The sequence below is a fragment of the Lutibacter sp. A80 genome (assembly GCF_022429645.1).
In the GTDB taxonomy this organism is placed as follows: Bacteria; Bacteroidota; Bacteroidia; order Flavobacteriales; family Flavobacteriaceae; genus Lutibacter.
Window position 1 is genome coordinate 1,490,212 of the sequence record NZ_CP092480.1, and the last position, 12,289, is coordinate 1,502,500.

The following is a 12,289-nucleotide window of genomic DNA, read 5'->3' on the forward strand; positions in this document are numbered from 1 at the left end:
TTTATTCAAAAAACAAAACACTCTTTATCAATCTTTTAAAAAAAAAATTTAATCACTTAATTTAATACGTATTCAATAAAAATGTAAAAAATATTAAAATACAAGCTAAATTATTAAACAACTTCAGCAACAACAAAAGTGCTTCCTCCAATAAAAATTAAATCATTATCCGAAGCGTTTTCTAAGGCCTCTTTATAAGCTGCTTGTACAGAACTATATGTTTCACCTTTTAAACCAAAAGAAGCACACTGTAATTTCAATTTTATTGCATCTAAACCCCTTGGAATATCTGGCTTACAAAAGTAATAAGTTGCTTTTTTAGGAAACAGGGGAAGAATTTGTTTTAGATCTTTATCATTTACAACACCAAAAACAAAATGTAAGGTATCAAACGCTTCATTTTGAAGCTGAGTTAACACATAACTTAAACCCTCTTTATTATGGCCTGTATCACATATAACTTTTGGATTAACATTCAATAACTGCCACCTTCCTAAAAGTCCTGTATTATTTTTTACATTTAACAATCCTTGCTTAATATTTTCTTCTAAAATATTAAAGTTTTTACCTTTTAAGATTTCAATAGTTTTTACAACTGTTTTTATATTATGCTGCTGATAACTACCTTTTAAATCTGATTGGTAATTAGCCGTGTAATTTTCTGAAGCCAAAAATAGTGGCGCATTTTTTTCTGAAGCAATTTTTTCGAATACTGGAAATACAGCTTCTTGAAATTCACCAACAATTACAGGAATATTATTTTTTATTATTCCACCTTTTTCAAAAGCTATTTCAGGCAATGTTTCTCCTAAAAATTGTGTATGGTCTAGCCCAATATTTGTAATTACAGAAACTTCTGGAGTTATAATATTTGTAGAATCTAACCTTCCCCCTAAGCCTACTTCAATAATTGCTATGTCTACTTGTTGCTTTGCAAAACAGTCAAAAGCCAAACCTACAGTCATTTCAAAAAAGGAAAGCTTATTTTCAACTAAAAAATCGTTATTGTTTTTTATAAAATTAGTAACATCCGCTTTTCTAATTACTTTTCCATTTATTTTTATCCGTTCTCTAAAATCTTTTAAATGTGGAGATGTGTACAAACCAACTTTATAACCAGCTTCTTGTAATATTGAAGCTAGCATATGACTTGTAGATCCCTTTCCATTTGTACCAGCTACATGAATGATTTTAAACTTTTTTTCTGGAAAATTTAAATGTTTAGATAAAGCTAAACTATTGGTTAAATCTTTTTTAAAAGCGGTGTTTCCTTGCCTTTGATACATTGGCAATTGAGAAAACATCCAGCTAAGGGTGTTGTTATAATTCATTAAAAATTATTGAGATAATGAAAATCTATATTTTATAGTACCTACTTGTTTTGATGGAGCATTTGAATCTGCCTGCCAGGTAGTTTTTAAAGCTGCTTCTTTAGCTTGTGTTAACAAACAAGTTGCTGTATTTGTAGAGCCTTTTACACCTGCTGTAGCTTTAATAACTCTACCATTAGTATCAACTTCTATGCTAACAACTACCAATCCTTCTTCATTACAAATATAATTTGGTTTTGGTCTGCTTAAAGGTTTTCTACCACCTAAATTATAATCACCATCTCCACCGCCACCGCCGTTTCCGTAATATCCGCTAGCATTAGGGTCTCCAGTAACTTTACCTTTATCACCTGCTTCATTATCATCTCCTTCACCTCCTGTTGCAGTTCCTTTAGAATTACTTACACCACCAATTAATGCATCTAATTTTTCTCTTTTAGCTGCTTCTTCTGCTTTTTGTTTAGCAATTGCAGCTTGTTTTTCTCGTTCAATTTTTTCTTTTTGAAGTTTGGCTTGTTTGGCTATTTCTTCTGCTTTTTTCTTAGCTTCTTGTTGCTTTTTTATTGCTATTGATTCTTCGCTTTCTTGCGTTGCAACATCTTCAGTAACTTCTTGTACTTCTTCAACAGTACTTTCTTCTACAACTTCTTCTTGTATTTCCTCTTGTACTTCTTCTATTTCTTCTACAGTTTCTTTAGGAGCAGGAGCTAATGGTTCCTTAGGTTGTACGTTACCTTGACCTACATTTGAGGTTCCAAAATTAACTGCAATTCCATATTCTTCCGGAGGATCTAAATATGTCATTCCAACAAAAAACATTAGAATTAGTAACAAGCTCATAATAACACTTGTTATAACTGCTGATTTTCTTTTATGTTTTGTATTTAAAAAGCTAGACATTTTTTATTTTGGTCTTACTGCTAATATTACTTTAAATCTATTTCTGTTTGCAATATCCATAATTTTTACCGCTTTTTCTATAGGAACTCCTTCTTCTGCGCGTAAAACTATAGTTGGGCTATCTTTACCGGCCAATATCTTTAACAAATTTTGTTCCAAGCTATTTTCATTCACTTTTTTGTTATCAATATAATACGTTAAATTTTTAGTGATACTTACAGCTGTTGATTGTCTATTTTCGGTTTTACCACTTGCTTTTGGCAATAAAATATCTAAAGCACTGGTTGTAACCAATGTTGAAGTAATCATAAAAAAAATGAGGAGTAAAAACACAATATCTGTCATAGACGACATATTAAAATTTGGATTTACTTTATTTCTACCTCTAATATCCATACTTATTTTTGTTGAAGTGTTTAATTCTTTACTCTAAACTATTTAATAATACTGCGCATTAAATTGGCTCATTTAATAAGTCTAAAAACTCAACAGATTTTGCTTCCATTTCATACACTACTTTATTAGTTCTAACTACTAAATGATTGTATTGTATGTACGAAATTATCCCCACAATTAGTCCTGCTACAGTTGTTGTCATAGCAGTATATAATCCATCTGACAGCATTTTAATATCTATTTGGCCACCTGCATTTGCAATTTCGTGAATTGCTACAATCATACCAATTACGGTTCCTAAAAACCCAATCATAGGTGCAGCCCCAGCAATAGTTGCCAATACAGGAACATTTTTTTCTAATTTATAAATTTCTAATCTACCCGCATTTTCAATAGCCGAATTAATATCTGCTAAAGGTTTTCCAATTCTAGAAATTCCTTTTTCAATTAAACGTGAAGCTGGAGAATTAACCTGTGCACATAACACTTTTGCAGCATCTAATTTACCATGTGAAACGTGATCTCTAATCTGATTCATAAAATTACTATCGGTTTTTGCAGCTGCTTTTATGGCAAAAAATCGTTCAAAATATATGTATAGCGCAACAGCCAATAATACAATTAAAATAGCAATAATAACTTGACCTCCAACGCCTCCATCCATAATTAATTTATAAATTGAAAGTGTTTTTTCTTCAGAAATAGTTTCGTTTAACAAATCGTCTGAATTTTGTAACATTGTTAATAACATAGATTATTCTTTATTTTATTTTTCTTTAACGATGATAATAATTTAAAATTGTATTAAAAGCATAAATACACTACATATAAAAAAATGTATTATTTCCATTTTTACAACAATAGCGCTTTATGGTAAAACCACTTATAGTTACTTTTTTAATACAACTATTTAAAGGTTGTAAATATACTAAAATCTAATACGTATTTTAATAAGTTTTTCCATGAACTACAATTCTTTTCTTCACTAGATTTTGCTCACTTTACATTTTTAACAAAAAAGAACCTAAAAAAGACTTATATTTGTGTAAAAGCAAACTTTTACTAACAACTTTTATCAATTATGGATTTTAACTTAACAGAAGAACAAATAATGATACGCGATGCTGCACGTAATTTTGCTCAAAAAGAGCTATTACCAGGTGTAATTGAACGCGACGAAAAGCAACAGTTTCCTACAGAACAAGTAAAAAAAATGGGAGAACTTGGTTTTCTAGGAATGATGGTTGATCCAAAATATGGAGGAAGTGGTTTAGACACTGTTTCGTATGTATTAGCAATGGAAGAAATTTCTAAAATTGATGCTTCAGCTTCGGTAATAATGTCTGTAAACAACTCATTAGTATGTTGGGGATTAGAAACTTACGGAACCGAAGAACAAAAACAAAAGTATTTAGTTCCATTAGCTACTGGTGAAATTATTGGTGCATTTTGTTTAAGTGAACCTGAAGCCGGTTCTGATGCTACTTCTCAAAAAACAACAGCTATAGACAAGGGAGATTATTACCTTTTAAACGGTACAAAAAATTGGATTACAAATGGTAATAATGCAAGCGTTTATTTAGTTATTGCACAAACAGATGTTAGCAAAGGACATAAGGGAATTAATGTTCTAATTGTTGAAAAAGGAATGGATGGCTTTGTTGTAGGACCAAAAGAAAATAAATTAGGAATTCGAGGCTCAGATACACATTCTTTAATGTTTACCGATGTAAAAGTACCTAAAGAAAATAGAATTGGAGAAGAAGGCTTTGGTTTTAAATTTGCAATGAAAACACTTGCTGGAGGAAGAATTGGAATTGCATCCCAAGCATTAGGAATAGCTTCTGGAGCTTACGAATTAGCTTTAAAATATTCTAAAGAACGTAAATCTTTTGGCAAAGAAATAAGCAAACACCAAGCAATTGCCTTTAAATTAGCCGATATGGCAACTCAAATTGAAGCTGCGCGTATGTTATGCTTAAAAGCTGCTTGGGAAAAAGATCAACAATTAAATTATGATTTAAGTGGTGCAATGGCTAAATTATATGCGGCAGAAATGGCAATGCAAGTAACTGTTGAAGCTGTTCAAATTCACGGTGGCTATGGATTTGTAAAAGAATATCATGTAGAACGTTTAATGCGTGATGCTAAAATTACGCAAATCTATGAAGGTACTTCTGAAATTCAAAAAATTGTTATTTCAAGAAGTGTTTTAAACAACTAATATATTTTGGGCGTGCCGGCAAAAAAAATGCCGTCGCGTCTTCCGTTAAATCTTTTGCAAAAAAGCAAAAGGATACCACTTCAACCGCTCACGCATTTCATTCTCAACTTATTATTCAACATTATACCTTTTTAACACTTCAACTAAAAAAATTAAACCTTCTTAACTACGTAGGTAACAATTCCCCATATAATTAACTCATTCTCTTCTGTTACTTTTATTGGCTTATAATTGCTATTTTCAGGCATTAAATACATACAATCCTGCTCTACTTTTAACCGTTTAATTGTAAACTCACCATCTAACATGCATACCGCTATTTTTCCATCTCTAGTTTCAATACTTCTATCTATTACCAATAAATCACCATCTTCAATATTAGCATCAACCATAGAATTACCTCTTACACGAGCATAAAAAGTAGCATTTTCGTTTTGTACTAATTCTTTATCTAAACTGATTCTAATTTCCTTAAAATCTTCAGCAGGCGAAGGAAAACCAGCTGCAATATCCTCATTTACAATTGGTCGCACTATAGACCCCGATGTTTCAGGAATATAAAAAGTTATTTTTTCTGTATCTCCTATTTTTTTCAATCGCATTTTATTTCTATTATCTCATCAATTACAGTGGTATATCTTGGAGACAAGTGTTCTTGTTTCATTTTCCAAGTCTTATCTAAATCTTGATTCGCTATTTTAATTTTTGGTGTTCTATATTTTAAATTTATACGATCCATAACTTTCATTAAAGCTTTATGTTTAGGCTCTTCATCTAAAAATAAAGAAAATTGGTGTACTTTTTCTGGTTGAATCCCCATAACAATTACACCTGCCTTTTTATAATTAAAACCTTGCTTATATAACTGCTGAATACCTTTAATTGCAAAATTACAAATGGTAATACTAGAATTTGTTGCATACGGTAAATGCACTACCATTCCAACATTTCTTTTCTCTTCTGTATAACTGCTTGTTCTTAAAAAAACATACAAGCAAGTACTTTCTGAATACTGATTTCGTAATTTTTGGGCACAAGAATTTGCAAATGTAGCAATACGTTCTTTTATGGGCTCAAAATCTTGAATTGCTTTTTCAAAAGTACGTGTAGTTGCTATATTTTGTTTGTCTTGTATTTTTTCTACACCAATAGTTTCTATACCCGCTAAATCTTGTTTTAAACGTAAACCAACAACCGAAAACTGCTTCTTTACAAATTGATCTGGTAACTGCGTAAATTGATATGCTGTAGTTATATTTATCTGTTTTAGTTTTTTTGAAATACGCCTTCCTATTCCCCAAACATTTTCAACTTTTGTCCATTTTAAGGCTTTAATTCGTTGTTCTTCAGAAGTAATAACGTACACTCCTTTTGTTTTAACTGTAAACTTTTTTGCAATTTTATTTGCTACTTTAGATAGTGATTTTGTGGGTGCTACACCAATACTAACAGGAATTCCGACCCATTTTTCAACAGTTTTTTTAATCTTTAAAACGTACGCTTCTAAATCCTCAGCTTTAATATGATCTAATTTAAAAAAAGCTTCGTCTATAGAATAAACTTCAATATCTGGCGAAAATTGCCCTATAATATTCATTACCCGTGTACTTAAATCTCCGTATAACGAATAGTTCGACGAAAACACATGAATATTATTTTCCTTAAAAGTAACTTTATATTTAAACGCCTCTGCTCCCATTGGAATTAAATCCTTTGCTTCACTACTGCGCGCTATTACACAACCATCATTATTAGATAAAACCACTATGGGTTTTCCTATTAAATTAGGCTTAAATATACGCTCGCAAGAGGCATAAAAACTATTACAATCTAAAATAGCATACATGGTTTTTAAATATCGTCTAAATTATAAAGAATATCGTTTATAAATAAAAAAAATAAAAAAACAATTAATGAATGAATGTTTATTCATATATTTGCAGTCGGAATTTTTTTATTTTAAATAAATGGCTAGAAAAATAGATGAAGAAAAATTGGCTCGTATAAAACAAGCAACTATGAAAACCATTGTGGACCATGGTATAGAAAAGGCAACTATAGCAATGATTGCTAAAAATGCAAATGTTAGTGGAGGCTATTTATACAGACTCTACAGTGGTAAACAAGCGTTAATTGATGAATTATATTTTGATAAAATTGACTCTTTAATAGGTGAATTAGAATTTCTAATTAACTTAAAACATACAAGTATTGCTCCTATTATTAAAATTTTTGTTCAAAATAGATTTGTATTTGCCATAAATGAAACTGAAGCTTCTAATTTCTTTTACCAACTATTACACAATGATAATTTTGTAATACCCAATGCTTTAAAAGATAAAAGCATTGCTTTAATGCAACAACTTTTAAATATTGGTAAAAAATCTGGTGAAATTGGCAAAAATGTTGGAATTCTAGATTTAAGCTATCACATTCTAACCTATGCTATAGATTATGTTCATTATAAAAAAAATAACTTTTTAGGAATTGAAGAAATAGACGAAAACAACAACAACGTTAACTACATTACTAATAACATTTTAAATATACTAAAACAAGATAATTAACAATGCTTACTCATTTAAAATTGGTATTAAAACCTACTGCAAAAAAATTAACTATTCTTTTAGTTCTTATTACAGCTAGTATCACAGCTCAAGAATTGTCGCTAAAAGAAGCTTATAATTTAATGCTTATAAAAAATGGTGATTTAAATGCTTCTCAACAAGAAGTAAACGCAAAACAGGAAGAATTAAAGGCGGTAAAAGGATTAAGATATCCTTCGCTTAGTGTTTCTGCAACCTATTTAAATTTAGACAATGATATAGAAGTTGATTTAAATGAACAACGTACAATGGTTAGTGGACTTCTTGGTGTAGCTGACCCGTCAGTATTAGGTGATTGGAATTTTACACTACAAGACAAAAATTTAGGTTTTGCATCAGCAGATATTAATTGGCCAATATTTGCAGGTGGAAAAATAAATGCAGCTAATAAAGCTTCAAAAATTAATTATGAACTTTCCGAAAATCATCATAAAATAAAAACTAATGCTTTAACAATAAAGTTAATAGATTATTATTTTAAACTTAAATTGGCCAAAGAAGCAGAAAATTTACGTCAAAAAGTATATGAAACTATACAATTGCATAATGAACACGCAATTAAATTATTTGAAAATGGTATTATTCCAGAAGTAGAAACTTTAAATGCAAAAGTGGCACTATCTAATGCTAAACGCGAATTATTAGCTGCGCAACAAGATGTTTCTTTAGCTACTACTGCAATTAAAAATTTAATTGGAGATGAAGCTTTTAATACAACTTCAACAAATTTTATTAATCCAACAATACAACCTTCATTAAATGAATTTCAACAAGAAATGATTCAAGAAAATGAACAATTAAAATTTTTAGAAAAAAATGAAGAACTTGCTAAAGTTGGCGTTAAAGTTGAAAACAGTGAATATTTTCCTAAAGTAGCCTTATTTGGAAAACACACTTTTTGGAAAGATAATTTAGATCTTTTAGAAACAAAATGGTTAGTGGGTGTTGGTGCTTCTTGGGACTTGTTTAATGGTTTTGAAAGAGAACACAAAATTAAAGCTGCAAAGCATAAAGTTTTACAAGTACAACAATTGGAAAAACAAGCTAAATTAAATTTATTAACCTATACCGAAAAATTATATAACGAATTAGAAAAACAACGAGAACAATACAATAGTTTAGCAACAGATTTAGCTTTAGCTGAAAAATTAAAGTTTATGAGAACTCGTGCATTTGAAGAAGGTACAGGTACTTCACTCGAAGTAATTGATGCTACTTTACAACTAACTCAAATTAAATTATTTAAAATAAAAGCACTTTACTATTACAATACAACCTATGGTGAATTAATGGTAAGTCTAAACAAAACAGAAAATTTCTTGAATCAAATTTAATATCGAAAATGAAAAATTCAAAAGTTATAAAATCAGCTATAAGTATTATTCTTATTACAATATTAGTATTAACAGGAATTTGGTTTATGAGCAAACCAAATCCAGTTATTTTACAAGGTAGAATTGAAGCTAAAGAAATTTATTTATCTTCAAAATTACCAACACGTTTAAAATCTATTGAAGTAAAAGAAGGAACAAGCGTTACTAAAGGTCAATTATTAGCAACCTTAGAAAGTCCAGAAATAGACGCTAAAGAATTACAAGCTCTTGCTGCTAAAGATGCCGCAAATGCCCAAAAAGACAAAGCCAGAAACGGTGCTCGAAAAGAAGAAATTAATGCTTATAAAAGTCTGTATGAAAAAGCTACTGCTGGAGCAAATGTAATGGTTAAATCTTACGAACGTATCGAAAATTTATTTAAAGACGGTGTGGTTTCTGAACAAAAAAAGGATGAAGTGTTTGCTAAAAAAGAAGCTGCTCTAAACGATCAAAAAGCAGCGTATAACAAATATCAATTAGCTTTAAAAGGTGCCAGAAGTGAAGATATTGAAGCTGCAAATGCTTTAGTTAGAAAAGCCGAAGGTGCATTAAGTGAGCTGGAAAGTTATAAAAATGAACGCTTTATTATAAGTCCTATAAATGCAGAAGTATTAGATTTTTTACCTGAAGAAGGCGAATTAATTGGAGCTGGTTACCCTGTTGCACACTTAGTAGATTTATCTAATTCTTACGCCATAGTAAACGTAAAAGAAACAAACTTATATAACTTCAAAAAAGGGTCAGAATTTAAGGCAACTATTCCTGCTTTAGAAAATAAAGAAGTTACTTTTCAAATTTACTATGTTGCAGCTTTAGGAGATTATGCTACTTGGAAAGCAACAAAATCTACAGGAGATTTTGATGTTAGAACTTTTGAAATAAAAGCGGCTCCAAAAACCCCAGAAACAGAATTACGTCCAGGTATGAGTCTTTTAATTGATTATTCTCAATTTAATAAATAAAATGAAATCGTATTTACATATTGCAAAACGTGAATTTAGAATGTTATTTCATAACAAATCTATGTTTATTTTTGCAGTAATATTACCTTTTATATCAATGGTATTTTTTCTTAGCTTGCTAGATAATGGTGTTGCTAGAGACTTACCAATTGCAGTTATTGACTTAGATAATTCTTCTACATCAAGAAATATAACAAGTCAATTAGACGCTACACCAGAATTAAAAGTAGTATTTAAACCTGCCAGCCAATTAGAAGGTGAAACATTAATAAAAGAATTAAAAGTATATGGACTAGTTACAATTCCTAAAAATTTTGGTAAAGAATTAAATCAAGGAAAACAAGTCTCAATTATAAATCAATTCAATAGCAATTTATTATTAGCTTCTGGTTTAGAAAATAAAGCATTTAAAAGTGCTATCGGAATTATTTCTGCGGGTATAAATGTACAAAAACAGCTAAAAAAAGGCATCTATATAGAGCAAGCTAAAAGTAATTACCAACCAATAACATCTGACAATCATGTGTTTGCCAATCCATACACTAACTATTCGTATTATTTAAATTCAGGTTTTTTAACATTGTTTTTTCAAATATTTGTAATATTAACAACCATCTATTGTTTTGGTAACGATTTAAAATATAATAAAGGTGAAAAATTATATAACATTGGTAAAGGAAATATTACAACAATTATATTAGGTAAAATTACGCCTTATACACTATGGTACTTTTTAGTTGGACTTATTATGTTTATAGCAATGTTTGTTATTGAAGATTTCCCTTTAAATGGAAATAAAGCTGTTGTTTTACTTTCATTATTTCTTTTAATAACAGCTTCACAAGCTTTTGCAATATTATTTTTAGTAATCGGTAAGAGTTTTAGAGAAGCATTAACATTTGGATCTGGATTTGCCGCTGTTAGTCTATCTTTTTCTGGAATTACATTTCCAATATTTGGAATGCCAAAAGTATTACAATGGATGAGTCACTTATTTCCATTTACACATTTTTTAAATTTATTTTTAGATCAAACTCAAAGAGGAATACCTGTGTATTATTCCATGTATTCAATTATAGGCTTGGTTGTATTAACAATTGCTCCTGTTCTATTAAGTTATAATAAACTAAAAAAACTTTTAATAAAAGGGGCTTTTCTTCAACGCATTTAATAATGAAAAATTTATATAAAAAATATCATAGAATTCAAGTTTCATATATAAATACATTTATTACGGAATGGAATGCTATAAAATCAGACAAAGCAGTAATAAGTACATTTATTTTAGTAGCATTTGGTATTTTAACTGTTTACACATATATCTATTCTAAAGAAGTAATTAACGACGTTCCTGTAGCCATAGTAAACCAAGATGCTACTAAAACAAGTAGGGATTATATAGCTATGCTAAATGCTTCTGAAGGAACAAAAACTATTACAACATACACAGATATACAAGAAGCTAAAAGAGATTACTATTCTAAAAAAGTAATGGGAATTGTTATTATTCCTAAAAACTTTGAAAAAGATATTAGAAGTGGAAAACAAACTACTATCACTTCTTTTTCAGATGCTTCAAATATGATATTTTATAAAAAAGTATTAGTAGATGTATCCGTTACAACAGGTAATTTTAATGCTGGAATTGTAATAAAAAAAGAAATGTCTAATGGTACACCTATAGCTTTTGCAAAGCAAAATTACATTCCATTAAAACAAATCTCTACTAGTTTATTCAACACTTCAGCCGGTTACGCTACCTATTTAATACCAATACTTACTGCTTTAATAGTACAGTTAGTTATTTTAATGGGGATAGGAATTTTAAATGGTTCTCGAAAAGAAGATAAAGTAATACATACAAATTTTCCAAGATTACTACATAAAGGAGGAACAATACCCGTATTATTAGCTAAAGCAACATTATACTCATTAATATTTGCGGTAATTCTACCAATTCAAATAGGTTTAATTTACACATTATTTTCAATTCCTATTAGGGCTTCATTAGCTGATATATACCTATTCTCTTTACCTTATTTAACTTCTGTTATTTTCTTAGGAATAGCCATCAGTAGCCTTTTTAAAAGAAGAGAAGATTCAACAATATTTTTAGTACTCTTATCAGTACCTGCACTAATGTTAAGTGGATTATCGTTCCCAATGGAAGGATTTCCAATTTTTTACCAACAATTAGCTAAATTACTCCCATCTACATCTGGTATCACAGGCTTTGTTAAATTAATTCAAATGGAAGCACCTTTCTATGATGTTATAAACGATTGGTATCGCTTATGGATGCTTACAGTACTATATTTTATAATAGCGGTAATAACTCTTAAAGTTAGAGCATATAATGAAAAAAGAAATTTTAAATATTAATTTAAAACTTTAATTACTAATAGAAATAGATAAAAAAATCATACTCTATAAGTATCAGGTTTCCAATTACTAATAGAGCTTTTGATTTCTTTTTCTGATAAATTTTCTTTTATAG

General features: G+C 29.4%; 13 protein-coding genes (1 of these 13 cut by a window edge). 6 read left to right on the forward strand and 7 right to left on the reverse strand.

Annotation, left to right across the window (positions count from 1 at the left end):
* Positions 1 to 113 precede the first annotated feature (113 nt).
* From MHL31_RS06430 to MHL31_RS06445, 4 genes are read right to left on the reverse strand one after another with little or no spacing between them, the layout of a single operon-like run.
* Positions 114 to 1,331: a folylpolyglutamate synthase/dihydrofolate synthase family protein gene (locus MHL31_RS06430; RefSeq protein WP_240228265.1), complete on the reverse strand. Its 1,218-nt coding sequence runs from the start codon at positions 1,329 to 1,331 to the stop codon at positions 114 to 116.
* A gap of 6 nt (positions 1,332 to 1,337) precedes the next feature.
* On the reverse strand, positions 1,338 to 2,231 hold the full coding sequence (locus tag MHL31_RS06435) for an energy transducer TonB (RefSeq protein WP_240228266.1): 894 nt from the start codon (positions 2,229 to 2,231) through the stop codon (positions 1,338 to 1,340).
* 3 nt (positions 2,232 to 2,234) lie between these two features.
* Entirely contained in the window at positions 2,235 to 2,627 is a 393-nt protein-coding gene (locus MHL31_RS06440; RefSeq protein WP_240228267.1) for a biopolymer transporter ExbD, read from the reverse strand.
* 58 nt (positions 2,628 to 2,685) lie between these two features.
* Positions 2,686 to 3,366, reverse strand: a complete 681-nt coding sequence (locus MHL31_RS06445; RefSeq protein ID WP_371824144.1) for a MotA/TolQ/ExbB proton channel family protein — start codon at positions 3,364 to 3,366, stop codon at positions 2,686 to 2,688.
* A 342-nt stretch (positions 3,367 to 3,708) separates the two neighbouring features.
* Between MHL31_RS06445 and MHL31_RS06450 the strand changes: the two genes are divergently transcribed.
* Entirely contained in the window at positions 3,709 to 4,851 is a 1,143-nt protein-coding gene (locus MHL31_RS06450; RefSeq protein ID WP_240228270.1) for an acyl-CoA dehydrogenase, read from the forward strand.
* Between the two features lie 152 nt (positions 4,852 to 5,003).
* Here MHL31_RS06450 and MHL31_RS06455 read toward each other — a convergent pair whose 3' ends face one another.
* Positions 5,004 to 5,453: a LexA family transcriptional regulator gene (locus MHL31_RS06455; RefSeq protein WP_240228272.1), complete on the reverse strand. Its 450-nt coding sequence runs from the start codon at positions 5,451 to 5,453 to the stop codon at positions 5,004 to 5,006.
* Positions 5,444 to 6,697, reverse strand: coding sequence for a Y-family DNA polymerase (locus MHL31_RS06460; RefSeq protein ID WP_240228273.1), 1,254 nt, complete (start codon positions 6,695 to 6,697; stop codon positions 5,444 to 5,446). Before MHL31_RS06460 ends, MHL31_RS06455 begins: the two co-directional genes overlap by 10 nt.
* A 121-nt stretch (positions 6,698 to 6,818) precedes the next feature.
* Between MHL31_RS06460 and MHL31_RS06465 the strand changes: the two genes are divergently transcribed.
* From MHL31_RS06465 to MHL31_RS06485, 5 genes are read left to right on the forward strand one after another with little or no spacing between them, the layout of a single operon-like run.
* Positions 6,819 to 7,418 carry a TetR/AcrR family transcriptional regulator gene (locus MHL31_RS06465; protein ID WP_240228274.1) on the forward strand — a complete coding sequence of 200 codons (600 nt, stop codon included), beginning with the start codon at positions 6,819 to 6,821 and terminating at the stop codon, positions 7,416 to 7,418.
* Between the two features lie 2 nt (positions 7,419 to 7,420).
* Positions 7,421 to 8,791, forward strand: a complete 1,371-nt coding sequence (locus MHL31_RS06470) for a TolC family protein (protein WP_240228275.1) — start codon at positions 7,421 to 7,423, stop codon at positions 8,789 to 8,791.
* A gap of 8 nt (positions 8,792 to 8,799) precedes the next feature.
* Entirely contained in the window at positions 8,800 to 9,792 is a 993-nt protein-coding gene (locus MHL31_RS06475) for an HlyD family secretion protein (RefSeq protein WP_240228276.1), read from the forward strand.
* Position 9,793: 1 nt separating this feature from the next.
* Positions 9,794 to 10,963, forward strand: a complete 1,170-nt coding sequence (locus MHL31_RS06480) for an ABC transporter permease (RefSeq protein ID WP_240228277.1) — start codon at positions 9,794 to 9,796, stop codon at positions 10,961 to 10,963.
* Between the two features lie 2 nt (positions 10,964 to 10,965).
* Positions 10,966 to 12,174, forward strand: coding sequence for an ABC transporter permease (locus MHL31_RS06485; protein ID WP_240228278.1), 1,209 nt, complete (start codon positions 10,966 to 10,968; stop codon positions 12,172 to 12,174).
* Between the two features lie 38 nt (positions 12,175 to 12,212).
* Here the strand turns inward: MHL31_RS06485 and MHL31_RS06490 are convergent, their stop codons facing one another.
* Positions 12,213 to 12,289, reverse strand: the final stretch of a protein-coding gene (locus tag MHL31_RS06490) for a DUF6526 family protein (RefSeq protein ID WP_240228279.1). 349 nt of this gene lie beyond the right edge of the window; 77 of the gene's 426 nt are visible here — the last part of the coding sequence; its start codon lies beyond the right edge, outside the window; it ends in the stop codon at positions 12,213 to 12,215.

What these genes read in the sequence shown, in the direction of transcription:
- MHL31_RS06430 (WP_240228265.1), bottom strand. Translation starts at nt 1,331, where the DNA reads ATGAATTATAACAACACCCTTAGCTGGATGTTTTCTCAATTGCCAATG.
- MHL31_RS06435 (WP_240228266.1), bottom strand. Translation starts at nt 2,231, where the DNA reads ATGTCTAGCTTTTTAAATACAAAACATAAAAGAAAATCAGCAGTTATA.
- MHL31_RS06440 (WP_240228267.1), bottom strand. Translation starts at nt 2,627, where the DNA reads ATGGATATTAGAGGTAGAAATAAAGTAAATCCAAATTTTAATATGTCG.
- MHL31_RS06445 (WP_371824144.1), bottom strand. Translation starts at nt 3,366, where the DNA reads ATGTTACAAAATTCAGACGATTTGTTAAACGAAACTATTTCTGAAGAA.
- MHL31_RS06450 (WP_240228270.1), top strand. Translation starts at nt 3,709, where the DNA reads ATGGATTTTAACTTAACAGAAGAACAAATAATGATACGCGATGCTGCA.
- MHL31_RS06455 (WP_240228272.1), bottom strand. Translation starts at nt 5,453, where the DNA reads ATGCGATTGAAAAAAATAGGAGATACAGAAAAAATAACTTTTTATATT.
- MHL31_RS06460 (WP_240228273.1), bottom strand. Translation starts at nt 6,697, where the DNA reads ATGTATGCTATTTTAGATTGTAATAGTTTTTATGCCTCTTGCGAGCGT.
- MHL31_RS06465 (WP_240228274.1), top strand. Translation starts at nt 6,819, where the DNA reads ATGGCTAGAAAAATAGATGAAGAAAAATTGGCTCGTATAAAACAAGCA.
- MHL31_RS06470 (WP_240228275.1), top strand. Translation starts at nt 7,421, where the DNA reads ATGCTTACTCATTTAAAATTGGTATTAAAACCTACTGCAAAAAAATTA.
- MHL31_RS06475 (WP_240228276.1), top strand. Translation starts at nt 8,800, where the DNA reads ATGAAAAATTCAAAAGTTATAAAATCAGCTATAAGTATTATTCTTATT.
- MHL31_RS06480 (WP_240228277.1), top strand. Translation starts at nt 9,794, where the DNA reads ATGAAATCGTATTTACATATTGCAAAACGTGAATTTAGAATGTTATTT.
- MHL31_RS06485 (WP_240228278.1), top strand. Translation starts at nt 10,966, where the DNA reads ATGAAAAATTTATATAAAAAATATCATAGAATTCAAGTTTCATATATA.